The following is a 24,789-nucleotide window of genomic DNA, read 5'->3' as shown; positions in this document are numbered from 1 at the left end:
GCCAGAGCCATAATGCCGCTATGAAAATTCAGTTTCCCAACATCGCCATCGTGGGTACCGGTGCCATGGGCAGAGGCATCGCACAAATTGCTGCCCAGGCTGGCAGTCAGGTTTTTCTGCTGGACGCCAACCCCGGAGCCGCCGACGCCGCACGGGCCGCCCTGCAGGAGCAATGGAACAAGCTGGTCGCCAAGGGCCGGATCGAAGCGGACCAAGCCACAGCGCTGACCGCGCGGCTGCACCCCGTCAAAACGGCGGCAGACCTGGCGGCCTGCGATCTGGTGGTGGAAGCCATCGTGGAGCGGCTGGATGCTAAACAGGCCCTCTTCGTCGAACTGGAAGGGGTGGTGCGCGCCGATGCGGTGCTGGCCACCAACACGTCCTCTCTGTCCGTGACGGCTATTGGCGCAACCCTCAAGCGCCCCGAACGCCTGGCTGGGTTCCACTTCTTCAACCCCGTCCCTTTGATGAAGGTGGTGGAGGTGATCGCGGGCCTCAAGACAGATCCAGCGATCTGCACTGCGCTGGCCGCGTATGCCAAGGAAATGGGCCATACCCCTGTACAGGCGCAGGACACCCCTGGCTTCATCGTGAACCACGCGGGGCGCGGCTTCGGCACGGAGGCCCTGCGCATCGTGGGCGAAGGTGTGGCCGATTTCGCCACCATCGACCGCATCCTGCGCGACCAGGTCGGCTTCAAGCTGGGGCCCTTCGAGTTGATGGACCTGACGGCGCTGGACGTGTCGCACCCGGTCATGGAGTCTATCTACCGCCAGTACTACGACGAACCCCGTTTCCGCCCCAGCGTGATCACCGCGCAGCGTCTGGCGGGGGGCGTGGTGGGCAAGAAGGTGGGCGAAGGCTTCTATCGCTACGTGGAGGGCACGGCGCAGGTGCCTGCCGAGGCGCCAGCCCCCGTGGTCAACGACATTCCGCCCGTGTGGGTGTCCCCGCGCGCTGCACGCCGGGCCGAGCTGTACCAATTGCTCAAGGACCTGGGGGCCACCATCGAGACCGGCCAATCCCCCTCCCCCCAGGCCATCACGCTGGTTGCCCCACTGGGCTTTGACGTGACCACCGTCGCCGTGGTGGAGCGGCTGGACCCAGCCCGCACCATCGGCATCGACATGCTCATCGATGACGCCGCGACCAAGCGCCGCGTGCTGGCCACCAACCCCGCCACGCGCGTCGACATCCGCAACGCTGCGCACGCGCTGTTTGCGCGCGACGGCAAGGCTGTCAGTGTGATCCGTGACAGCGGTGGTTTTGTGACCCAACGGGTCGTGGCCACCATCGTGAACATCGCCAGCGACATCTGCCAGCAAGGCATTTGCACCCCCAAGGATCTTGAGACTGCCGTGACCCTGGGCCTGGGCTATCCACTGGGCCCCCTGGCCATGGGCGACCGCTGGGGCCCCACCAACATCCTGGAGGTGTTGTTCAACATGCAGACCGTGTATGGCGACACGCGCTACCGCCCCAGCCCCTGGCTGCGCCGACGGGGTGCGATTGGCCTGAGCCTGAGCCATGTCGAAGAAGACTGATTGCCAAGCACCACGGCCGCCTCACTAAAGACCACCATGCCCGCAGAACTCCAGAGCACCAGCCAGGGCCAGACCCTGATCCTGACCCTTCGCAACCCCGAGCGGCGCAATGCCATCGACCCGGTGATGTATGCCGCGGGTGTGGAAGCACTGGGCGTGGCCGAAAGCAGCCCCGACATCCGCAGCGTGGTCATCACGGGCGCCGATGGCATGTTCTGCTCGGGCGGCAATCTGCAGCGCCTGCTGGCCAACCGCCAGGAAGCGCCGCAGGTGCAGGCACAAAGCATTGAAGGCCTGCACAACTGGATCGAGACCATCCGCACCTATCCCAAGCCGGTGATCGCCGCCGTGGAGGGCGCGGCCGCCGGTGCAGGGTTTTCGCTGGCACTGGCCTGCGATTTCATCGTGGCGGCCCGCAATGCCGTGTTTGTGATGGCCTACAGCAACGTGGCCCTGTCGCCCGATGGCGGCGCCAGCTGGAGCCTGGCCCACGCGCTGCCCCGCCAGATTGCCACCGAGATCCTCATGTGCGGGGACCGCATCGGCGCAGAACGCCTGCACACATTGGGCCTGGTCAACCGCCTTGCCGAAACAGGCAATGCACTCGACACCGCCCTGGCGCTGGCCGAGCAGCTCAATGCCCGTGCACCCAATGCACTGGCCAGTATCAAGGAGCTACTGAACGAAGCTCCCCATGCCCAGCTCACACACCACCTGGGTCATGAGCGCGACCACTTCGTGAAGAACCTGCACCACGCCAATGGCGGCGCAGGCATCTCCGCATTTCTGGAAAAGCGCGTGCCCCGCTACGAGTAGCGCTGCACCACAAACGCCTCGACGCATCCACCGTCGCAGACCCATCAACCCCCGGTACGCTGCCACCCAGCGCCGGGGGTTTTCTTTTGGCCTACGCGCAGACACGCAGGTGACAACCCTGACGCATTGCGCAGGTCCCTGACGCGACAATGGGCCTGTTTCTAGTCACCCAAAAGACAGGCCATGGACGACCCGATTCTTACTATCGAAGAACGTGAAGCGATCAACTCCGGTCGCTGGTTTTCATCACTCTCACCTTCGCTACGCCACGACATCCTGCGATGTGCATACGTCAAACGCTTCAAGGACGGCGGCCTCATCGCCGCACGCGGCGACCCGCCCGAGGAGTGGATTGCCTGCGCGCGCGGTGCAGTGCGGGTGAGCTCCACATCCATCTCGGGCAAGCAGATCACGCTGACCTATGTGGAGCCGGGCATCTGGTTCGGCGACGTGGCGATCTTCGATGGGGACCGGCGCACGCACGACGCCTACGCGCACGGCGACACCACGATCCTGTGTGTGGCCAAGGCCGATTTTCGCAAGATCCTGGCCGTGCACACCGAGCTGTACGAAGCGATGCTGCGCCTGCATGCGCGGCGCATTCGCCAGCTGTTCGGGCTGGTGGAAGACCTCAACACGCTGCCCTTGCGATCGCGCCTGGCCAAGCAGCTGGTGCACCTGGTGCGCAGCTACGGCGTGCCCAGCCTGTCGGACGGCAGCGAAATGCGGATCAGCCTGCAATTGGCGCAGGAAGAACTGGCACAACTGCTGGGTGCGTCGCGGCAACGCGTGAACCAGGAACTCAAGGCCATGGAACGCGAAGACGCCATCCGCATCGAGCCGGGCGGCCTGGTGGTGCGGGACCGCGAAGCCCTGATGCGCATCGCTGAAGCCGACAACTGAATCCCTTACCCCATCACTGACAGCCAGAACCTTCATCCGCCTCCATGAGCAACTTTGACCATTTCGTCGGCACCCGCCCTGTTTCCGATCAGCACGCCTTTGACATCGAAACGCTGACTGCATGGCTCTCCAAGAACATGGAGGGCTTTGCGGGCCCGCTGACGGTAGAGATGTTCAAGGGCGGGCAGTCCAACCCCACCTACAAGCTCATCACCCCCGGCGCCAGCTACGTGATGCGAGCCAAGCCCGGGCCCGTGGCCAAGCTGCTGCCTTCGGCCCACGCCATCGAGCGCGAGTTTGCGGTGATGAGCGGCCTGTACGGCACCGACGTTCCCGTGCCGCGCATGTTTGTGCTGTGCGAGGACGAGTCAGTGATTGGGCGCGCCTTCTACGTGATGGAGTGCATGCAGGGCCGCGTGCTGTGGGACCAGTCCCTGCCCGGCATGACGCCAGCTGAACGCGGTGACATCTACAACGAGATGAACCGGGTGATCGCAGCGCTGCACACGGTGAAATTTGCAGACCGAGGCCTGGCCAACTATGGCAAGCCCGGCAACTACTTTGACCGCCAGATCGGCCGCTGGAGCAAGCAATACGTGGCCTCCATCACGCAGCCCATCGAAGAGATGGACCGCCTCATGGAATGGTTGCCCGCCAACATGCCCGCCAGCGCACGGGACGAGGGCCATGTGTCCATCGTGCACGGCGACTACCGCCTGGACAACCTGATGTTCCATCCCACCGAGCCCCGCGTGATCGCCGTGCTCGACTGGGAGCTGTCCACACTGGGCCATCCGCTGGCGGACTTCAGCTACCACTGCATGAGCTGGCACATTCCTGCCTCGCTGGGGCGTGGCATTGCGGGGCTGGACCTGGGCGCGCTGGGCATTCCCGACGAAGACACTTACATCCGCCTGTACTGCGAGCGCACCGGCATCACCACCCCCGATGCGCTGCGTGCCGACTGGAACTTCTACCTCGCCTACAACATGTTCCGCATCGCCGCCATTTTGCAGGGCATTGCCAAGCGGGTAGAGGCTGGCACGGCCTCCAGCGCCCAGGCCAAGGCCTCGGGCGACACCGCGCGACCCATGGCCCAGCTGGCCTGGTCCTTCGCGCAACGCGGCTGAACACACGACGCAACACCAGCGCCGCCCACGATTACCAACGGAGAAGAAACCCATGGACTTTGACTACTCGCCCAAAACCAAGGAACTGCAGGCCAAGCTGCTCCAGTTCATGGATGACCACATCTATCCGAACGAGTCTGCCTACAAGGATGAGTTGGCCGCCAACACCGTCGCAGGCAAGCGCTGGAGCGCGCTGAACACCATCGAAAACCTCAAGCCCAAGGCCCAGGCCGCCGGGTTGTGGAACCTGTTCCTGCCGGTCGACAGCGCCGCAGCATCCGGCTATGCAGGTGCCGGGCTGACCAACCAGGAATACGCACCGCTGGCCGAAATCATGGGCCGCGTGCCATGGGCCAGCGAGGTGTTCAACTGCTCCGCGCCCGACACCGGCAACATGGAAACCATTGCCCGCTACGGCGACGAAGCCAACAAGGCCCGCTGGCTCAAGCCCCTGCTCGAAGGCAAGATCCGCTCGGCCTTCGCCATGACCGAGCCCGATGTGGCATCGAGCGACGCCACCAACATCGAGACCCGCATCGAGCGCCAGGGCGATGAGTACGTGATCAACGGCCGCAAGTGGTGGATCTCTGGTGCCGCCGACCCGCGCTGCGCCGTGTTCATCACCATGGGCAAGACCGACCCCGAAGCCCCGCGCCATTCGCAGCAGAGCATGGTGCTGGTGCCCGCCGACGCCCCTGGCATCAAGATCATCCGTCCGCTGAATGTTCTGGGCTACGACGACGCCCCACACGGCCACGTCGAGATGACCTTCGAAAACGTGCGTGTGCCCGTCTCCAACATCCTGCTGGGCGAAGGCCGTGGCTTCGAGATCGCCCAGGGCCGCCTGGGCCCTGGACGCATTCACCACTGCATGCGCCTCATTGGCCTGGCCGAACGTGCGCTGGAGCTGATGTGCAAGCGTGCATCGTCACGCGTGGCCTTTGGCAAGACCGTGGCCCAGCAGACCGTGACACAGGAGCGCATTGCCGAGGCCCGCTGCAAAATCGACATGGCCCGCCTGCTCACCCTGAAGGCTGCCTGGCTGATGGACGTGGCTGGCAACAAGGTCGCCAAGACTGAGATCGCCATGATCAAGGTGGTGGCCCCCAGCATGGCCTGCCAGGTCATCGACTGGGCCATGCAGGTGCACGGCGGTGGCGGCATGTCTGACGACTTCCCGCTCGCCTATGCCTACGCCGGTGCGCGCACCCTGCGCTTTGCCGACGGCCCGGACGAAGTGCACCGCAACGCCATTGCCAAGTGGGAGCTGGGCAAGTACGGCACCTATGGCCGGGACGCCGCCGTGCCGGTCACCCGCGGCAGCTGACGCCAACCTCCGTAGGGCCTGACACCCGCAGGCCCTACTGCGGGCCTGCAGCGCCTTCCGTCGGCACACCCGCAGGCGGAGGGGGCGGCAGGTTCTGCAATGCCCCTTGGGCAGCCGCCAGCAGCAACTGCGTGGCCTGGGCGATCTCCGTCAGGCTGCGCTGCGTGTGCTCCATGCGCAGATACACCTTGCCGCGTACCAGCATCAACAGCAGCGGCGACTGCGCCCGCACCGCCCCGCCCTCGCCTTCCACGATGTTGAGCAACTGGGATACCACCGGCGCATGGATCCAGCGCTGCGCGGTCTCCATGCGCTCCGCCACCACCGCAAAGTGCTGGCGAAACGAGGCGGGCAGGCCCGGCCAGGTCACCTCTTCAAACATCGCCAGCCAGCGCATTTCCTCGGGCAAGCTGGCATTCACCGTGGTCTGCAGGGTGTCGGTGATGGCGTTGTAGGCATTGCCCTCCAGGGACTCCTGCAAGGGGCGGTTGAGCACCATCACCGCCGCGTCCGGGTCCACCCCCAGGTCGGCGCGCCCCCGCAACTCCAGGCCGCGCACATAGTCACGCGTTGGGTTGCCGCATTCCAGCCGCCACGGGTGGCCATTCAGGTCGCCCCCCAGGTCAAAATGCCCGTCCACCGCCTGCGGCACCACCGCCAGGCGCTGGGTGGCCGCCCAACGCACCACCTCCTGGTTGGACACGGGCCGTGCGGCATTCGGGCCACCGGGCAGATGCAGCGCTTTGCGAAGACGGTCAAACATGGCGATTCGAAGCCCAAGGCTTCGCGGAAGTCACGGATGCAGGCATTATTGGGGGCATCGGCCGCTGCGGCAAACCGGCGGAACGCCTTCTGTGACCTGGTTCACCATACCGGAAGGGCAAAGCGGCGAACGGCTGGTGCAGCCACTACCCAAGCGCATGGGCACTGCACCGCGCCGGAGCAACCCCGCCGCATTCACTTTTGGCGATCTGAACAGCCCACATGCTCTTCTCTATGGACCGCAGACTTGCCCTGATCACCCTGGCTGGTGCGCTCGTCGCACCGGGGATTGCCCTGGCACTGCCCGACGACGCATCGGCCCGGGTGCGCCAGCTGGTCCGCTGGTCCACCGCGACGGCCGACCACCAGGGCTTGCCGTTTGCCGTGATCGACAAGCCTGCCGCGCGCATCCACGTGTTTTCGGCACAGGCCCAGTGGCTCGGCAGCGCGCCCGTGCTGCTGGGGGCCGCTGCGGGTGACCGCTCAGCCCTGGGCATCGGGGCCAAGCCGCTGGCCCACATCCGCCCGCACGAACGCACCACCCCTGCAGGCCGCTTTGTGACCGAGCCCGGCCGCAACCTGCAGGGTGAAGACATTGTGTGGATCGACTACGACGCTGCCGTCTCACTGCACCGGGTGCGCAGCGTGAGCGCCGCAGAGCGCCGCCTGCAGCGCCTGGCAAGCTCCAGCACCCGAGAAAAACGCATCAGCTATGGCTGTGTGAACGCACCCACAGCGTTTTACGACCAGTTCATAGCCCCCTGGTTCGGGCGGGCGCGAGGGGTGATCTACGTGCTGCCGGACACCGAGCCTTTTGCTACATTTTTTGAAGCGGCCAGCGCATATGAATAGTGCGCTACCGGCCCATTTGATTCAATTTTCTTGCCCCGTACGGCTGGGGCTCACGCGCTGCCGCTTCCGGCAGTAGCCACGCACACGCCAACCAGACTCAAGCCGTTGCGCGCTGCAGGCGAAACACAGGCCGGCGGCCGCCCACCACCAGCCCCTTGGCGTTGCGGATGACCGCGTTTCTGCGCGGCGCCAGGGCCTCTTGCTGGGTGGCGTCCAGCCATCCCAGCTGGTCCATCACCTCCACCGCAGCCGCCACCTGCGCCGTCATGTTGCCGTCCATGATCTTGAGGGCAAAGGCCTCGCCACGGCTGCGGCTGCCCACCACCTGCACCCCGTCGGCCCCGGTCTTTGAGACCCAGTCGCCCCGCCCTATCCGCATGAAATCCAGGTCGTGCCGGCCGGTGCCGGAGCCCAGCTCCGGGCGTTGCACCATGGCATCGGCCAGTGCGGTCAGGCTCTGGTCCAGATCCGTGTCGGGCGCCCCACCCGCCAGGCGCGCATAGCCCCGGGCCAGGTGCGCGAGAGGCATGGCGTAGTTGGGGGCGGAGCAGCCATCGATGCCCATGACCAGTTGCTCAGGCCCCAGCCCCACTGCCTGCGCCACCCGCTCACGAATCGCCCGCTGCAACGGGTGCGCAGAGTCCAGATGCTTGTCGAGCGGCCAGCCCTGCCGCACACAATGGGCGACAAAACCCGCGTGTTTGCCGCTGCAGTTGTTGTGGCGTTCGTCGGGCACAAAACCCTCTGGCAGCGACCCTAACCCCAGCTCGGCAAACAGCGGCCGGTGACAGCCGCAGCGCAGGGCGTGGTAGCTCTGCCCCACACTGCCCAGCATGTGCTCAACCTGCTCGACATGCATGGCCTCGCCGTTGTGGCTGGCGCACAGCAGGGCCAGTTCACCCGCGCCCCAGCCCAGCGCCTGGGCTCCGCCAGACTGCATGAACGGCAGGGCCTGAAATGCCTTGATGGTGGAGCGCGTGAACGTGACCGTGTACGGGTCGCCCACCTGCGCCAGCACACGGCCATGGCGGTCGGCCACCGCCACGGCGCCCCAGTGCTGGCATTCGGCGAGGTCGCCCCGGGTCACCTCGATCAGCGGAACAAAACCCATGGTGATCTCCAGCAGTGGTTACTGCGCCGCCGGTGCGGGGGCCAGCGTCAGCTCATGGGACCAGCGAGCAGGCTGTCGCTGCAGGGCACGGTAGCCCGTCTGCGCCCAGGTGCTGCTCATGTCGCGGTAACGCGGCGAAAACACCAGGCCGCTTTGTCCGGTCTGGTAGATGAAGCGCGACTGCTCCAGGTCGGCCAGGTCGTACACCGCGCGCAGCGATGCGGCGTGGCGGTTCACAAACGGCCCCTTGGCTTCGCCCGCGTTGTACTGCCCCACGTTGACGGTGTAGGCGTCGCCATGCGATGGCTCGCTCACGTCAAAAAAGCGGGCCAGCGCAGGCACATTGCCAAATGGCCGGTGCACGCTGAGTGCCGGGTGCGCCGCGCCCCAGCGCCATTGCGCGGGGTCTGCGCCGTAGGCCGCCTGCAGCCGGTCGAGCGCGCGTCCCAGGGCTGCGGCCGACTGCTCTGCACACGATGCGGGCTGGCACCACCAGGGGTCGTTGCGCTCCAGGATGCCCTCCAGCGCGGCCCGGTAGTCGCGTTTGCCGTAGGTGGCGGTAAACCGCGCGTCACCGATGCGCGGCACGATCAGGCCACGCGCCAGCTCGTCGGTCCATGCGGCAAACACCAGGGGCGCAGCCTTGCCCGCATCCATCACACCGTCAAAGCCTTGGAGCTGCTGTTGCGCAGCTGCGGCCAGGGGGTGTGATGACTTGGCCTGCTGCAGGTAGGGCAGCAGCCTGCGCGTGGCCAGAGACGTTACATCGCGGTGGATGGCCTGCATGCTCGCGGCATCGTGCTTGTCGGTCGCCTCGATCAACTGCGCAATGCGTTCGTAGCGGTAGGGCAAGGCCCAGTCTTGGGTGAGGTAGTGGGGATAGTCCGGCGCGGTCACCCGCTGGTTGGCGGTGGCAATCCAGCCCCGGGCGCCGTTGTCCTCGGGCGTCTGGTCATACGGCAGCCAGCCCTTCCAGTCGTACCGCGCATCCCAGCCCGGTGAGGGCGCCACGCCCCGGATGTCGTTGGCCGGGTCTCGCACGGGTGCGCGGCCTGCGGCCTTGAAGCGGATGTTGCCCTGGTCATCGGCCGCCACCACGTTCTGCATCGGCGAGTGGTAGTGCGACAGTGCCGCGAACAACGCGTCCACCGATTTGGCCTGGTTGGTCTGGAGGCCCGCCAGCACCGTCTGGTTGTCGGCATCGAGCGCGCTCCAGCGCAGCGCCAGCACGTATTTGCCGAGGTCCAGCACGTCGGCATGCGACTTCTGCGCGTCGCTCAACACAGGGCCATGCCGGGTGCTGCGCACTTTCAGGGCGACGTCGGCCTGCCCTTTCACACGGATGGTTTCGTTGCGCACCGTGAAGGGCGCCCAACCCTCGGGCGTGCGGTACTGCGAGGCATCAGCGGGGTTGATCTGCTCCAGGTACAGGTCCTGAACATCGGGGCCGGTGTTGGTGAAGCCCCAGGCCACTTTGTCCGTACGGCCCAGCACCACAAAGGGCATGCCGGGCAAGGTGGCGCCCACCGCGTCGATGGCGCCGATGGGGGTGCCGTCAGACGCCTGGCCCGCAGGTGCCTGCAAGCCCGCAAAGTACCAGATGGCAGGTGCCGACAGGCCCAGGTGCGGGTCGTTGGCCAGCAGCGGTTTGCCACTGACGGTGCGGGTGCCCGCCAGCACCCAGTTGTTGCTGCCCTTGCCCTCGTTGGTACCCGCATTGCGGGTCAGTTCGTCAGCCCAGGCCAGCATGCCGGCACTGATCTGGCGGGACAAATGCCCATCACCCAGCGCGGCAGATGCAGCCCCCCGGTCGACCGGTTCAGCGGCGGCCGCCGGTGCAGCAGAAGCGCTGGCATCGGTGGCCCGGTACACCCCCAACTGCCGGTACAACGCGGCCAGGTCGGCCGAGGCTGCGGGGCGCTCGCCCGGGTACGGTGGCATCAGTTGCCACAAGCGCTCGGTGTCCAGCGTTTTCGCAACGGACAGCCGCGCAAACTCGTTGCCCCAGTTGCCGCCCAGGTCCAGCGCCATCATCAGCGCCCAGCCCAAGCTGTCCTCCGGCTCCCACACAGCACCCGTGGTCCCGCCGGGCTGAACGCCCAGGATGTGGAACTCCGGCGGCAGCGCCTGGGGGCGGTTCTGGTGGAAGGCGTGGATGCCCTGGCTGTAGGCCTGCAGGGCCTCCTGGGCATACAACGGCAGGCCTGCGTACTGCCGCCTGGCCGTGCCCATGATGTCCAGCGTGCGCATGAGCTTGTCGGTCTCCAGCGTGGCCGGCCCAAACACTTCGGACAGCTCGCCGTGCATCACGCGGCGGTTGAACTCCAGCTGCCAGGTGCGCTCCTGCGCATGCACGTAGCCCATCGCAAACCAGGCGTCTTGCGGGCTCTGCGCGCGGATGTGGGTGACGTCTGCGCCATCGCGCTGCACCTGCACGGCCTGGCGCAGGCCCTTCACGACCAACTTGCCATCCAGTGTCGCAAAGCTGCGCTGTACATACACGGCAGCCCCCGTGCCAGCCAGCAAGGCCGCCACCACCAGCCCGACGGCCGTTCGCTTCATCCACGCCATGTCTCGTGTCTCCTGATTGTTCTGGGTTGTTTGTGTGGGTTCGGAAGTGAAAGGGCTGCGCGCTGACCGGGAGCCCGCCGCGCTGTGACAGCTGTCGGCGGCAGCCGACGGCCTCAGCCCAGATGAACGCTGGTGCCGGCGACCTGAAAGTTCATGATCGGAGCACTGGACTCGGTAAAGGGAACCCCCAGCGCAATCTGCCCCGTGCCATGCAGGATGCAGGCATCGCGGCGCAGCCGCACAGGCGAGTCGCTGCCGTCAAACCGCACCCAGGTGCCGAAGCTGCTCATGTCGGTCAGCACAAAGCCGCTGTTGCGCCAGTCGATGCGCGCATGCAGCCGTGAAACGCGGGGGTCATTGATGCACAGCTGGGCATGGTTGGCGCGCCCCACATGCACGGGCGCATCCGACGAGGTGAACGACATGTCCACCCCATGCCAGGAAAACTGGATCTGCCCCAGGATGGAATCGGCCGGAGCAAAACTGCTGACCAGCGCCGCCTGCATGGTGAGCGAATCGGGCTCTTCGTTCTCGCGCCACTCCACCTGGTAGAGCATCTGCAGCTCGGCCTTGCCGCGGATTTCCATCAGGCCCAGCTTGCGGTACCACACATCGGCAGCGGCCCCCGCCAGCAGCACAGTCGTCTCGGTGGCCCAGATTTCGGCGGGGCCCGCGCGCTCGCACAGGCGGGAGGCCACATTGACGGCATCACCGTAACAGTCGCCATCCACATCGACCACCTCGCCACTGGCCACTCCCACGCGGATGTCCATGCGCAGCGGCTGCGGCCACCGGTCCAGACGCGCCTGGTGCTGGCGCAGCATGTGGGTGGTGGCAGTCACGGCACTGGCCGCATCACCAAACACACACAACACCCCGTCGCCCAGCTTCTTGACCACGCGCCCCGCATGCGCCTCGATGGCGTCACTGATCCACTGCGTGACCTGCGTCACCGCCTCGGTGGCGCGCTCGTTGCCCAGCGTTTCATACAACGAGGTGCTGCCCGAAATGTCGGCGAAGACCACCGTTGACAACACACTCATGAACGATGGCCGATTAGTAACATCATGTGAACCAGTTTAGTGCAAGCTCAACGAAGACGCATCTATCAAAGCGTCAACAATCCTATGCCAAGGTCTTTGCGGGCCACGCACGCCAGTACTTGCGGCCTCACTGCAGGCGCTGATGGCGGCGGTAGGTGTGGTGGGTGCGCATCTTGGCTGCCTGAAGACCCGGCAAAGCGCACGCCGAGCCGCGCACCTGTTCGCGTGGTTGCCTCGCGTCAGGCCGCCGCAAGCATTCGCGATGAATTGCGTAAAAGTTCGCAACAAACGGGGGCGCCGTGTTGTCTTTATGCAAAAACAGGAGCGCCACCCTTGCGTCAACCCTCACTCCCGCTTACTTTGATCGACCTGTTACAAAAATCGCACAGCTCACCGTCCATGCGCTGGAACAAGCCCAATCTCCGCAACAACCTGCACGACCTGCTCGGTCGTGACAAGCCGTCATCGACGGCCTGGGTGCGCGACCAGGGTCTGGAAGAGGTGCGGCGTGCCATGCTACACAGCCTGATGGGGCTGACCGGCTGCGAAGTGGCGCGCATGAACATGCGCCTGCGCTATGCGGGCGATATTGAAGCGCTGTGGTACCTGCGCAGCGATTTGCTCGACACGCTCACCCTGCTGCGCGGCGAGGCCATCGCACAGACGGTGCTGGACCAGGTCACGCCGATGTTCCAGGGGCAGTTGCCGCTGTCGCTGCGGGTGCCACAAATGCCCAACGCACCCCGCGCGCACCTCTGAAACCCTGAGATTGCAGCCCTGACGGCCGGGGCTGGTCACCACGCCGCACCGGCATCGTGCCACGCAGCGGCCCCAGGTTAGCGCCGCCTGTTCAGTGCTGGTGGCCCCAATAGATCAGCGCATCGCGCTCTTCCACCGACAACGACACCGTTGCGCCCACGGGCAGCAGCACCTTGGTCTCGACATGCCCAAACGGCAGGTTGGTCAGCACGGGCGCCTTGATCTGGGTGCGCAGCCAGTCCACCACCGACTGCAGCTTGTAGCCCTTGTCGTGCGGCGCCAGCTTGAAGTTGGTGAACTGCCCCAGTACCACGGCCTTTTGCTGGGCCAGCACACCGGCGTGCAGCAGCTGGGTCAGCATGCGCTCAACGCGGTAGGGATGCTCGTGAACATCCTCCACAAACAGCACCCCACCCTTGACCTGCGGGAAGTACGGCGTACCCACCAGCGAAGCCAGCACCGCCAGGTTACCGCCCCACAGGGTGGCGCTTTTCACATAGACGTTGGGCACAGCAGGCTTGCCGGTAGTGGCATGGGGCTTTTCCTTGTGCATGCGCCAGCCCGTGCCCTCGCCGTGGCCGGTCAGCAGGTCGTCAAAGCAGGCTTCCATGATGTCGTCGGGCGCGCCCTCCACGCCAAAATCGGCCCCCAGCGAGGGCCCCGCCCAGGTGGTGGCCCCGGTTTTGGCCAGCACGGCGAGCTGGAAGGCGGTGAAGTCGCTCACGCCCACAAAGTGGGTGCCCTTTTCGATGGCCTTGGCCACCGCCTTGTAGCGGATGCCCGGCAGGATGCGGGTGAGGCCATAGCCCCCGCGCGAGATCAGCGCCACATCGGCGCCACTGGCCGCCGCACGGTGGATGGCGGCCAGCCGGGTGGCGTCGTCGCCCGCAAAGCGTGTGTGTGTGGCCAGCGCGTCCACATCCACCTCCACCTCATGGCCCTGGGCCTTGAGGCGGGCAATACCCCGCTTGAAGGCGGCCTTGTCGCGCACTGCACTGGAAGGCGAGTAGATGTAGATGTGCTTGGGACCGTGGTCGTGGTCGCACTGCGAGGGGTCGTGATGGTGGTCGTGCAAAGCGCTCAGGCCCCGCTGGGGCCTGCTCCGTAAACAGGGGGGATGCCCGGTGCCCCATGCAGTCATGGGGCGCCAGCGGGCACATCAGTGCGTGAAGTATTCCACAGCCTGTGCAGCAATGGCCTCGCCATGCTCCTGAACAAAATGGCCCGCATGCGGCAGCACCACCGGCTCGGGGCATCCACGGATGTTGTGTTGCAACGCCCGCATGGTGGGCAGCCCCAGCACGGGGTCTTGCGCCCCCACCACCATCAGGCTGAAGCCTTGCCACCGGTGCTGCCAGAAATCGCGGGCTTCACGCGACAGCGCCGCACCGGCGTCATCCAGAGCGGCAGGGACACGGTCAGGGAACGCACGCAGCGCAGCCCGGTAACCTTTGTCCGGAAAGGGGGCATCGTAGGCTGCGCATTCCGCAGCGCTCAGGTGCAGGTTGCCGCGTGCCAGCAGGCGCCCTACCCCGTACAGCGGCTTGTCCCGGCACATCGCACGCCAGTCCACAAAGCCCTGGGGCAACGGTGCATCGCCTGTGGCCAGCAGCGTGTTCATCACCAGCAGGCCGCCAAACCGCTCGGGCATCGCCATGGGCAGCGTGAGGCCCAGGATGCCGCCCCAGTCCTGCACCACCAGCACGACATTGCGCAGGTCCAGCCGCTCGATCAGCTCCAGCAGCACTTGGCGGTGCCATTCGAACTGGTGCGCACCTTCCTTCTTGGGCTTGTCGCTTTTTCCAAACCCGATCAGGTCGGGCGCCACCACGCGGTCGCCTGCAGCCAGAAAGGTGGGCAGCATGCGGCGATAGAGGTAGCTCCAAGCCGGGTTGCCATGCAGACACAGCCAGGTGCGGCGTGCATCGCGGGGGCCTTCTTCCAGGTAGTGCAGGCGCAGGCCCGCCAGAGTCGGCAGGTCGCTGACGTAGTGGGGAGCCCAGGGGTAGCCGGGCAGGTTCGCGAAAGCCGTATCGGGTGTGCGCAAGGCATCGTCACGCAGGGGGTGGCGGGCCAATGCCTCGGCGCGTTGCTGGCGGCGCCGCTGCGCAAAAAAGCGGCTCAGCAGGCCGCCGCACTCCTCGGCCAGCACCCCGCCCTGCACCTCGGTTTGGTGGTTGATCTCGGCATGCCCAAACAGGTTGAGCACCGAGCCTGCCGCCCCCGTCTTGGGCTCCATCGCACCAAACACCACCCGTGCCAGGCGGGCATGCAGCATGGCGCCACTGCACATGGCGCAAGGCTCCAGCGTCACATACAGGCTGCAGCCGTCCAGCCGGTAATTGCCCAGGCGCAGCGCCGCGGCACGCAGGGCCACGATCTCGGCGTGGGCCGTCGGGTCGTGGCCTTCCACCGGGGCATTGCGGCCGGTGGCAATGACCTGGCCGTCCTTGACCACGATGGCGCCCACGGGCACCTCGCCCGCGCTGGCTGCGGCTTGCGCCTCGACCAGGGCCAGTCGCATCCAGTGCGCATCGTCGGCGGTTTTCATCACTATATTTTCAATAGCATCCAAGGCATGAAGTATCAGCGCTTGAAGCCGATCTGGCTCATTTTTTCTCGTCTTCGGGCATGGGGCGTGCCTGTTGCATCAGGCCTTCTACCTGCTGCTTGACCTGCTGCTGCATCTGCTGGCTCTGCTCACGCACCGTTCCGGTCGGCGCCGACGCAGGCCCCGCCGCGCCTGTGGCGGTTTGCAATGCGGGCACGGGGGCGCGCGTGGCCGCCAGTTGCTTCTTGGCCAGCAGGCCCACGATGGCCAGCACCACCACCAGTCCGACCAATCCAAACATTGCGCGCATACCTGGGCTCCTTGGCGGGCACCGGCGGCCCGCGCGTTCTTGCGATGGGATCTGACTGTAAAGCCAAACGCCGCACGCAAAAACGGCCGCAGGGAGCGGCCGTTGGGTCAGGAGTCGCTGAAGCAACGCCGGAGAGTGACCTCAGTTCAATGCCACGCGGCTGCCGTCCTTGAACGTGTACAAGGTCACGGCGGGCGTGGTCAGCTCGCCCTTGGCGGTGAAGGCGATGTTGGCGGTCACGCCCTTGTATTCAGTCTTGGCGAGGAACGGCGCGAACACCTTGGGGTCCACCGAGTTGGCGCGCTTCATCGCGTCAGCCAGCACCATGGCGGCGTCATAGGCATAGGGGCTATAGATCTGGAACTGGCTGGGGAACTTGGCGTCGTAGCGCTTCTTCCAGTCCGAGCCGCCCTGCATCTTGTCCACCGAGGCACCGCCCGTCGCGCAGGTCACATTCTTCAGCGCGGGGGTCTTGCCCGACAGTTCGGGCAGCTTTTCGGTGCACAGAGCATCGCCGCCAAAGAACTTCACGTTGCCCAGGCCCAGCTGCTCCATCTGGCGCAGCATGGGGCCGGCTTGGGCGTCCAGGCCGCCGTAGAAAATCGCGTCGGGCTTCTTGTTCTTGATGGCGGTGAGGATGGCCATGAAGTCGGTGGCCTTGTCGTTAGTGAACTCCTCGGCCACCACTTTCAGGCCCTTTTGTTGCGCCGTCGCCTTGAAAACCGAGGCCACGCCCTGGCCATAGGCCGTGCGGTCGTCGATGATGGCCACGCTCTTGAGCTTGAGGTGGTCTGCACCAAACAAGGCCAGGGCAGCACCCAGCGCGTTGTCGTTGGCGATCAGGCGGAAGGTGGTCTTGTGGCCTGGCTTGGTCAGGTCGGGGTTGGAGGCCGAGGCCGTGATGTGTGGCAGGTCGCACTTGGCGTAGACCGCCGAGGCGGGAATGGACGTGCCCGATTGCAGGTGCCCCACCACGCCCGCCACCTTCTGGTCGCACAGCTTCTGGGCCACGGCGGTGGCCTGGCGTGGGTCGCCCGCGTCGTCTTCGGCCGCGATTTCAAACTTGATCTTCTTGCCGCCGATGACGAGGTTCTGGGCGTTCAGGTCGTCAATGGCCAGACGCACACCGTTTTCCGTGTCTTTGCCGATGTGGGCAATGCCGCCCGACACCGGGCCCGCATGGGCGATCTTGACGGTCTGTACGTCCTGGGCAGAGGCCAGATGGGCCGCCAGCGCAAGGGCGGTCAGTGCAGAAATTCGGAACAGGGGCGAAGAAGCAAAAACGGGGCGCAGCACGGTACAAAGTCTCCTGGGTCGGTCAAAGCATCCTGTTGTGCACCGAACTTGTACACAACAAACCCCGCATCGTAGCCACCTCAACCCTCGTTTTCGCAAAATTACTAAGCAAACTTAGTAATTTGCTCCGGCATTAACCGGGCTAATGAGTCCGGCGCCCACCGCCCGGCCAGGCAGGCTGGGATAATCACGCCCCATGTCCCTCCTGCCCCATCAGCTCGAACTGCTCTCGCCCGCGCGCGACGCAGACATTGGCATCGAAGCCATCAACCACGGCGCCGACGCCGTCTACATCGGCGGCCCGGCCTTTGGCGCGCGGGCCAGTGCGGGCAACGACATCCGGGACATCGAGCGCCTGGTCAAGCACGCGCATCGCTTCAACAGCCGCATCTTCATCACGCTCAACACCATCCTGCGCGACGATGAACTGGAGGCCGCGCGCAAGATGGCCTGGCAGGTGTACGAGGCGGGCGCGGATGCATTGATCATCCAGGACATGGGCCTGCTCGAAATCGATCTGCCGCCCATCCAGCTGCACGCCAGCACCCAGACCGATATCCGCACGCCCGAAAAAGCACGCTTCTTGCAGGACGCGGGCCTCTCGCAGATCGTGCTGGCACGCGAGCTGACGGTGCAGCAGATCGCCGCCGTGCACAAGGCGCTGGGGCCCGTGGATGCGCCGGGGCGCGCCAACATCGAGTTCTTCATCCACGGCGCGCTGTGCGTAGCCTACAGTGGCCAGTGCAACATCAGCCATGCGCAAACGGGCCGCAGCGCCAACCGCGGCGACTGCAGCCAGGCCTGCCGCCTGCCCTACCAGGTGACCGACGCGCAGGGCCGCTTCATCGCGCACGACAAGCACGTGCTGAGCATGAAGGACAACAACCAGAGCGACAACCTGCGCGCACTCATCGATGCGGGCGTGCGCAGCTTCAAGATCGAAGGGCGCTACAAGGACATGGGCTACGTGAAGAACATCACCGCCCACTACCGCACCTTGCTCGACGAGATCATCGAAGAGCGCGAGGACCAAGGCCGGCCGCTGTCGCGCTCGTCCAGCGGTCGCACCACCTTCACCTTCACGCCCGACCCACTGCAGAACTTCAACCGCGAGTTCACCGACTACTTCGTGACGGGCCGCAAGGAAGATATCGGCGCGTTCGACACCCCCAAGAACCCCGGCCAGGCCATCGGCTGGGTGACCAAGCTGGGCCCAGACTTTGTGGAGCTGGAACTGAGTGACCCCGCCACCGTGCTGCATAACGGCGACGGCCTGTGCTACTACGACCTGCACAAGGAGCTGGTGGGCATGGCCATCAACGTGGCCGAGCCGGTGTCGGCCCGCAGCGTGGGCCAGTGGCGCGTGTACCCCAAGGACCCGATGGACGGCTTCAAGGACCTGCGCAAGGGCACCGAGGTCAACCGCAACCGCGACATGGACTGGGTGCGCACGCTGGAGAAAAAGTCCAGCGACCGCCGCATCGGCCTGTGGGCGCACCTGAGCGAAACGCCCACCGGCTTCAGCCTGATGCTGACCGACGAGGATGGCAACGTGGGCTGTGCATCCGTGCAGCAACCCCACCAGCCAGCCACTGACGCGGCCAAGGCCGAGGCCAGCCTGCGCGAGCAACTGGGCCGCTTTGGCGCCACGGTGTTTGCGGTGCATGACATTGCGCTGCAGCTCTCGCAGCCGTGGTTTGTGCCCGCCTCGGTGCTCAACGCCCTGCGCCGCGATGCCGTGGCCGACCTGGAAGCCAACCGCGCCCGCAACTTTGCCCGCCTGCCGCGCGCCACGCCGGTGGAGCCCCCAACACCCTACCCCGAGGACACGCTCTCGTTCCTCGGCAATGTGTTCAACCACAAGGCCCACGACTTCTACGTGCGCCACGGCGTGAAGGTGATCGACGCGGCCTACGAGGCGCACGAAGAGGAAGGCGAGGTCAGCCTCATGATCACCAAGCACTGCGTGCGCTTTTCCATGAGCCTGTGCCCCAAGCAGGCCAAGGGCGTGACGGGTGTGCAGGGCACCATCAAGGCCGAACCCTTGATGTTGATCAATGGCAAGGAAAAGCTGACCTTGCGCTTTGACTGCAAGCCCTGTGAAATGCATGTGGTGGGCAAGATCAAGCGCCAGGTGCTGAACCAGTTGCCAGAAGCCCCGCTCCAGTTCTACAAAGCCCGGCCGCAAGTCGCGCACTAAGGCAACGCCGAAGAAGTCCTTGTGCGGGCGTGCGGCCCGTTTCACCGATCGCCGCATGTCCCCATCCACCGCGCCGCACCTGCACCCCACCGACGCCGTGGCCCAGGCCCATGGCGTCAACCCTGACGCAGGCCTGCACGCCGACGAAGCGCTGCGCCGCAGCGCCACCCATGGCGCCAACGAGTTGGCCGCATCGCAGGACCGCCCCTGGTGGCGCCTGCTGGCCGACCAGTTCAAGGACTTCATGGTGCTGGTACTGCTGGGTGCGGCCGTCATCTCGGGGCTGGTGGGCGAGGTCACCGACACGCTGGTCATCCTCGTCATCGTGGTGCTCAATGCCGTCATTGGCTTTGTGCAGGCCTGGCGCGCCGACCAGGCCATGGCGGCACTGCGCCAGCTGGCAGCGGCGCACGCCACCGTGCTGCGCAGCGGTGCGGTGCAGGTGGTTCCTGCCACCGTGCTCGTGCCCGGCGACATCGTGCTGCTGGAGGCGGGCAACCAGATCCCGGCCGACCTGCGGCTCATCGAGATTGCGCAGTTGCAGGTGGATGAATCGGCCCTCACGGGCGAGTCCGTCACGGTAGCCAAGCAGACCGAAGCCCTGGCAGCCGAAGACGTGGGCGCGCTGGGCGACCGCACCAACATGGCTTTCAAGGGCACCACCGCCACCCACGGCCGCGCACGCGGCCTGGTGGTGGCCACCGGCATGCGCACCGAGCTGGGCAAGGTGGCCACGCTGCTCGACACCGGCGACCGCAGCACGCCGCTGCAACTGCGCCTGGCGGCGTTTGGCAAGCGCCTGGCGATTGCGGTGCTGGGCATCTGCGCGGTGATCTTTGTGGTGGGCGTGCTGCGCGGCGAGGCGCCGCTGCTCATGGCCCTCACCGCCATCAGCCTGGCGGTGGCCGCCATCCCCGAGGCCCTGCCCGCCGTGGTCACGGTGCTGCTGGCCCTGGGCGCACGCCGCATGGTGGCGGTGCATGCCCTGGTGCGGCGCCTGCCCTCGGTGGAGACCCTGGGCTCGGTCACCACCATCTGCTCGGACAAGACCGGCACCCTGACCCAGAACCGCATGCATGCCGAGTTGCTGCTGGCCCACGGCGTGCGCTGGGTGCCCGGCGATCCCCTGCCCGGCCCCGCCCACGCCGAAGCCCTGTGCGCCGCCGCACTGTGCAACGACGCCACGCTGCAGGTCCACAACGAAGAGGGCCAGTCGGGCATCCACTGGCTGGGCGACCCCACCGAGATCGCGCTGGTGCTGGCCGCCCACGCGGGCGGGCTGGACAAGGCCCAGCTCGACGCTGCAAGCCCCCGCGTGCAGGAGCAACCGTTTGACTCCGACCGCAAGCGCATGACGACCTTCCACCGCGCGGCCGCAGGCTTTGTGGCCTACACCAAAGGCGCGCCCGAATCCGTGCTGCCCCGCTGCACCGCCCACTGGACGCCTGAAGGCGCTGCCGCACTAGACACCGCCAAGGTCCTCGCCACTGCCCAGCAGCTCGCTGCACAGGGGTTGCGCGTGCTGGCCCTCGCCCGCCGCAGCCACGCCCGCCTGCCCGACACCAACGACATCGACGCAGTAGAAAACCAGCTGGAGCTGCTGGGCCTGATCGCCCTCATCGACCCACCCCGCGCCGAGGCCCAGGCCGCAGTGCGCGACTGCATCAGCGCGGGCATCACCCCGGTGATGATCACGGGCGACCACCCCGCCACCGCGCGCGCGATTGCGCACCGCCTGGGCATTGTGAAGAGCAGCGATGCCCCGGTGCTTACCGGCGCCGACCTGACCACACTGGACGATGCTGCGCTGCGCGCCCGCGTGGAGCAGGTGCAGGTCTACGCCCGCGTGGACCCGGCGCAGAAGATACGCATCGTCGAGGCGCTGCAGGCCCAGGGCCACTTTGTGGCCATGACGGGCGACGGCGTGAACGATGCCCCGGCGCTCAAGCGTGCCGACATCGGCGTGGCCATGGGCCAGGGCGGCACCGACGTGGCACGCGAGGCATCGAGCCTGGTGCTGCTGGACGACAACTTCGCCACCATCGTCGCGGCGGTGCGCGAGGGCCGCCGCATCTACGACAACATCCGCAAGTTTGTGCGCTACGCGATGACGGGCAACTCGGGCGAGATCTGGACCATCTTCCTGGCGCCGCTGTTGCTGTTGCCCATCCCTTTGCTGCCCATCCACATCCTGTGGGTCAACCTCGTGACAGACGGCCTGCCCGGCCTGGCGCTGGCGGCCGAACCGGCCGAGCGCGGCATCATGCAGCGCCCGCCCCGCGCGCCGCGCGAGAGCCTGTTTGCCCACGGCATGTGGCAGCACATCCTGGGCGTGGGCCTGCTCATCGGCGGGCTGTGCCTGGCGGTGCAGGCCTGGGCCCTGCACACCGGCCACACGCACTGGCAGACCATGGTGTTCACCGTGCTCACGCTGGCGCAGATGGCGCATGTGATCGCCATCCGCTCCGAATCCGAACCCATCTGGCGCCTGGGCCTGCTGAGCAACCGCCCGCTGCTGGGTGCCGTGCTGCTCACCTTTGCGCTGCAGATGGCCACCATCTATGTGCCCTGGCTCAACCCCATCTTCCGCACCGAGCCGCTGAGCCTGGGCGAGCTGGCGCTGTGCATTGGCGCCGCGCTGGTGGTGCTGGTGGTCGTGGAAGTCGAGAAGGCCTGGCGCCGCAGCCAGCAGGCGCGGCGCACCACCCCAGAGCCCATGGACAGCGCCATGGACGAGCCCTCGGCCTGAAAGAGTCCAGGGCGCACAAGAACGTCATAAGCACATAGCCAACGATTCGATGACGCCACGGGTCCAGGGTGCCAGAATGGCCCGCGCCCTCGGCACATCGGGCCTCGTCCAGCAATGGGCCGAGCCCGGTTGTGCCACTCCCATCCCTTCAATGAAAGAGACAGCACCCATGCAAATCGAAACCCTGGCCGTCCACGCAGGCTACAGCCCCGACCCCACCACCAAGGCCGTGGCCGTGCCCATCTACCAGACGGTGGCCTACGCGTTTGACAGCGCCCAGCATGGCGCCGACCTGTTTGACTTGAAGGTGCCGGGCAACATCTACACCCGCATCATGAACCCCACCACCGACGTGCTCGAAAAGCGCGTCGCGGCGCTGGAAGGCGGCATTGCCGCGCTGGCCGTGGCCTCGGGCATGGCCGCCATCACCTACGCCATCCAGACCATTGCCGAGGCGGGCGACAACATCGTCTCGGCCAGCACGCTCTACGGCGGCACCTACAACCTCTTTGCCCACACGCTGCCGCAGCAGGGCATCACCACTCGCTTTGCCGACCCGCGCGACCCGGCCAGCTTTGCGCAGCACATCGATGCGCGCACCAAGGCGATCTTCATCGAGTCCATCGGCAACCCGCTGGGCAATGTGACCGACATCGCTGCGCTGGCCAAGGTAGCGCACGACCACGGCGTGCCGCTGATCGTGGACAACACCGTGCCCAGCCCCTACCTGCTGCGCCCCATCGAGCATGGCGCCGATATCGTGGTGCACTCGCTCACCAAATACCTGGGCGGCCACGGCAACAGCGTGGGCGGCGCGATTGTGGACAGCGGCAAGTTCCCGTGGGCGGAGCACAAGACACGCTTCCCGCGCCTGAACGAGCCCGACGTGAGCTACCACGGCGTGGTCTACACCGAGGCGCTGGGCCCCGCCGCCTTCATCGGCCGCGCGCGCGTGGTGCCACTGCGCAACACGGGTGCGGCGCTGGCGCCGCTCAATGCCTTCCTGATCCTGCAAGGCATTGAAACCCTGGCGCTGCGCATGGACCGTATCTGCGACAACACGCTGGCCATTGCCCAGTACCTGCAAAGCCACCCCAAGGTCGAATGGGTGCGCTACGCCGGTCTGCCCGACCACCCGGACCACGCGCTTGTGCAACGCCAGTCAGGCGGCAAGGCATCGGGCATCCTGAGCTTTGGCGTGAAGAACAGCGACGCCGACCCACGTGCGGCCGGGGCGCGCTTCCTGGATGCGCTGCAGCTCTTCACGCGCCTCGTGAACATTGGCGATGCAAAGTCGCTGGCCACCCACCCCGCGTCCACCACCCACCGCCAGCTCAATCCCGAAGAGCTGGCCAAGGCGGGCGTGAGCGAAAGCATGGTGCGCCTGTCGGTCGGCATCGAGCACATCGACGACCTGCGGGCGGACCTGGCGCAGGCACTCGACAAGGTGTGATGTGCGAATGGCCATGCGCCCCCACAGGCGCATGGCTAGGCACCTGTCACCGTACTTTTGAGGCTTTTTGCGTCCAAGCGCTAGTGGAATATGCGCCGCTAGCTACATATTTGATAGCAAACAAGACCACGGCACGCAGCGACACCGTCATGCTGGCCCCAACGCGGCGGGTCGATGACGGCCAGCGCCAGGCGCTGGCCGCCTTCAGCCGATGTCGCGTGCCAGCCGAATGCCGGTGAACTGCCAGCGCGCCGTGGCCGGAAAGAAGTTGCGGTAGGTCCGTCGCTCGTGCCCTGGCGGCGTAGCGCTGGACGAGCCCCGCAGCACGTACTGGTTGACCATGAACTTGCCGTTGTACTCACCCACGGCGCCTTCGGCCACCCGGAAGCCGGGGTACGGCGCGTAGCTCGACTGCGTCCACTGCCAGGCAGCGCCGTGCCACTGCGCCATGCCGGCGGCACCCCGCGCGGCCGCATGCTCCCATTCAGCCTCAGTGGGCAGGCGCGCGCCCACCCAGCGCGCGTAGGCATCGGCCTCGTAGTACGACAAATGCACCACCGGCTGGTTGCCCTGCAGCGGTTGCAGGCCGGCCAGCGTGAACTGGTGCCAGGCCCCGTCGATGCGATGCCAGTACAGAGGCTGCTCCAGACCCTGCGCCGCCCGCCAGTCCCAGCCTTCGGCCAGCCAGAGCAGCGGGTTGTGGTAGCCGCCACCTTCCACAAACGCCAGATACTCGGCCTGCGTCACCAGTCGCGAGGCCAGCGCGTAGGGATGCAGATACACGCGATGGCACGGGCCCTCGTTGTCAAAGGCAAAGCCGCTGCCAGCGTGGCCGATATCGGCCAGCCCCCCGTCAAAGGAATGCCACGCCAGTGCTTGGCCAGCCTCGGGCGCCACAGCGTCTGAAGCCTTGGCATAGGCGGGGAACAAGGGGTTGCAGGACAGCAGGTGCAGGATGTCGGTGAGCATCAGCTCCTGGTGCTGCTGCTCGTGCTGCAGGCCCAGCTCGGTCAGGCCATGCAGCGCAGCGTCGTGCGCCACAGTGGGCCACAGGCTCGCCATGCGGGCGTCCACGTCGGCCCGGTAGGCGAGCACCTCGTCCAGCGATGGCCGCGTGAGCAGCCCGCGCTGCGGACGCGGGTGCTTGGCGCCCACACCGTTGTAGTAGGAATTGAACAGCACCCGGAACGCCGGTGCAAACGGCTGAAAACCGGGCTCGTGGGCTTCGAGCACAAAGGTCTCAAAGAACCAGGTGGTGTGGGCCAGGTGCCATTTGGTGGGACTGGCGTCGGGCATGGACTGCGCGGCGCAGTCCTCGGGCGACAGCGGAGCCGCCAGGGCCAGCGAGCGGCCGCGTACCGCGGTGTAGCGCGCCAGCAGCGTGTCGAATGCGGGGGATGTCACGGTCATGG

General features: G+C 66.3%; 19 protein-coding genes. 10 read left to right on the top strand and 9 right to left on the bottom strand.

Going from position 1 to position 24,789, the window contains the following annotated elements; translation table 11 throughout:
• The first annotated feature begins 20 nt into the window (after window positions 1-20).
• The 5 genes from ASC83_RS21460 to ASC83_RS21440 all read left to right on the top strand — a co-directional run bounded on the left by ASC83_RS21460 (window position 21) and on the right by ASC83_RS21440 (window position 5,720).
• Complete coding sequence (locus ASC83_RS21460) at window positions 21-1,544, top strand: 3-hydroxyacyl-CoA dehydrogenase (protein ID WP_056067415.1); 1,524 nt, start codon at window positions 21-23, stop codon at window positions 1,542-1,544.
• 36 nt (window positions 1,545-1,580) lie between these two features.
• A complete protein-coding gene (locus tag ASC83_RS21455) occupies window positions 1,581-2,360 on the top strand; it encodes an oxepin-CoA hydrolase, alternative type (protein WP_056067414.1) in 780 nt (259 codons plus the stop codon).
• Window positions 2,361-2,543: 183 nt separating this feature from the next.
• Window positions 2,544-3,263 carry a Crp/Fnr family transcriptional regulator gene (locus tag ASC83_RS21450; RefSeq protein ID WP_015013747.1) on the top strand — a complete coding sequence of 240 codons (720 nt, stop codon included), beginning with the start codon at window positions 2,544-2,546 and terminating at the stop codon, window positions 3,261-3,263.
• A 44-nt stretch (window positions 3,264-3,307) separates the two neighbouring features.
• Window positions 3,308-4,393 (top strand): phosphotransferase, encoded by a 1,086-nt coding sequence (locus ASC83_RS21445; RefSeq protein WP_056067412.1) that lies wholly within the window; start codon window positions 3,308-3,310, stop codon window positions 4,391-4,393.
• 52 nt (window positions 4,394-4,445) lie between these two features.
• The gene (locus ASC83_RS21440; protein WP_056067410.1) at window positions 4,446-5,720 is read left to right on the top strand and encodes an acyl-CoA dehydrogenase family protein; all 1,275 of its coding nucleotides are present in this window, start codon (window positions 4,446-4,448) and stop codon (window positions 5,718-5,720) included.
• Between the two features lie 34 nt (window positions 5,721-5,754).
• Here ASC83_RS21440 and ASC83_RS24480 read toward each other — a convergent pair whose 3' ends face one another.
• Window positions 5,755-6,483, bottom strand: coding sequence for a hypothetical protein (locus tag ASC83_RS24480; protein ID WP_056067409.1), 729 nt, complete (start codon window positions 6,481-6,483; stop codon window positions 5,755-5,757).
• A gap of 233 nt (window positions 6,484-6,716) precedes the next feature.
• On the opposite strand from ASC83_RS24480, the gene ASC83_RS21430 reads away from it, so the two are divergent.
• The gene (locus ASC83_RS21430; RefSeq protein ID WP_056067406.1) at window positions 6,717-7,334 is read left to right on the top strand and encodes a hypothetical protein; all 618 of its coding nucleotides are present in this window, start codon (window positions 6,717-6,719) and stop codon (window positions 7,332-7,334) included.
• A gap of 97 nt (window positions 7,335-7,431) precedes the next feature.
• On the opposite strand, the gene ASC83_RS21425 is transcribed toward ASC83_RS21430, so the two are convergent.
• The 3 genes from ASC83_RS21425 to ASC83_RS21415 all read right to left on the bottom strand — a co-directional run bounded on the left by ASC83_RS21425 (window position 7,432) and on the right by ASC83_RS21415 (window position 12,059).
• A complete protein-coding gene (locus ASC83_RS21425; protein ID WP_056067405.1) occupies window positions 7,432-8,445 on the bottom strand; it encodes an asparaginase in 1,014 nt (337 codons plus the stop codon).
• A gap of 18 nt (window positions 8,446-8,463) precedes the next feature.
• The gene (locus ASC83_RS21420; protein WP_056067402.1) at window positions 8,464-11,016 is read right to left on the bottom strand and encodes a penicillin acylase family protein; all 2,553 of its coding nucleotides are present in this window, start codon (window positions 11,014-11,016) and stop codon (window positions 8,464-8,466) included.
• A 113-nt stretch (window positions 11,017-11,129) separates the two neighbouring features.
• On the bottom strand, window positions 11,130-12,059 hold the full coding sequence (locus ASC83_RS21415; RefSeq protein ID WP_056067401.1) for an adenylate/guanylate cyclase domain-containing protein: 930 nt from the start codon (window positions 12,057-12,059) through the stop codon (window positions 11,130-11,132).
• Window positions 12,060-12,458: 399 nt separating this feature from the next.
• Here ASC83_RS21415 and ASC83_RS21410 point away from each other — a divergent pair, with 399 nt between their 5' ends.
• Window positions 12,459-12,818, top strand: coding sequence for a hypothetical protein (locus ASC83_RS21410; RefSeq protein WP_056067399.1), 360 nt, complete (start codon window positions 12,459-12,461; stop codon window positions 12,816-12,818).
• Window positions 12,819-12,909: 91 nt separating this feature from the next.
• Here ASC83_RS21410 and ASC83_RS21405 read toward each other — a convergent pair whose 3' ends face one another.
• From ASC83_RS21405 to ASC83_RS21390, 4 genes are all read right to left on the bottom strand, one after another.
• A complete protein-coding gene (locus tag ASC83_RS21405; protein ID WP_056067397.1) occupies window positions 12,910-13,893 on the bottom strand; it encodes an LD-carboxypeptidase in 984 nt (327 codons plus the stop codon).
• An 84-nt stretch (window positions 13,894-13,977) separates the two neighbouring features.
• A complete protein-coding gene (gene tadA, locus ASC83_RS21400; RefSeq protein ID WP_056067395.1) occupies window positions 13,978-15,369 on the bottom strand; it encodes a tRNA adenosine(34) deaminase TadA in 1,392 nt (463 codons plus the stop codon).
• Between the two features lie 58 nt (window positions 15,370-15,427).
• Complete coding sequence (locus ASC83_RS21395) at window positions 15,428-15,679, bottom strand: hypothetical protein (protein ID WP_056067393.1); 252 nt, start codon at window positions 15,677-15,679, stop codon at window positions 15,428-15,430.
• 141 nt (window positions 15,680-15,820) lie between these two features.
• Complete coding sequence (locus ASC83_RS21390) at window positions 15,821-16,975, bottom strand: branched-chain amino acid ABC transporter substrate-binding protein (RefSeq protein WP_056067391.1); 1,155 nt, start codon at window positions 16,973-16,975, stop codon at window positions 15,821-15,823.
• A 196-nt stretch (window positions 16,976-17,171) separates the two neighbouring features.
• On the opposite strand from ASC83_RS21390, the gene ASC83_RS21385 reads away from it, so the two are divergent.
• The 3 genes from ASC83_RS21385 to ASC83_RS21375 all read left to right on the top strand — a co-directional run bounded on the left by ASC83_RS21385 (window position 17,172) and on the right by ASC83_RS21375 (window position 23,377).
• Window positions 17,172-19,175, top strand: coding sequence for a U32 family peptidase (locus ASC83_RS21385; RefSeq protein ID WP_056067389.1), 2,004 nt, complete (start codon window positions 17,172-17,174; stop codon window positions 19,173-19,175).
• A gap of 55 nt (window positions 19,176-19,230) precedes the next feature.
• Window positions 19,231-21,924: a cation-translocating P-type ATPase gene (locus ASC83_RS21380; protein WP_056067794.1), complete on the top strand. Its 2,694-nt coding sequence runs from the start codon at window positions 19,231-19,233 to the stop codon at window positions 21,922-21,924.
• Window positions 21,925-22,093: 169 nt separating this feature from the next.
• Window positions 22,094-23,377 (top strand): O-acetylhomoserine aminocarboxypropyltransferase/cysteine synthase family protein, encoded by a 1,284-nt coding sequence (locus tag ASC83_RS21375; RefSeq protein WP_056067386.1) that lies wholly within the window; start codon window positions 22,094-22,096, stop codon window positions 23,375-23,377.
• Between the two features lie 204 nt (window positions 23,378-23,581).
• On the opposite strand, the gene egtB is transcribed toward ASC83_RS21375, so the two are convergent.
• Window positions 23,582-24,787 (bottom strand): ergothioneine biosynthesis protein EgtB, encoded by a 1,206-nt coding sequence (gene egtB, locus ASC83_RS21370; protein ID WP_056067384.1) that lies wholly within the window; start codon window positions 24,785-24,787, stop codon window positions 23,582-23,584.
• Window positions 24,788-24,789 lie beyond the last annotated feature (2 nt).

The organism is Acidovorax sp. Root402, assembly GCF_001425125.1.
GTDB lineage: Bacteria > Pseudomonadota > Gammaproteobacteria > Burkholderiales > Burkholderiaceae_C > Acidovorax > Acidovorax delafieldii.
The sequence above is the reverse complement of the archived record's forward strand: the minus strand, read 5'-3'. Positions and strand labels throughout refer to the sequence as shown.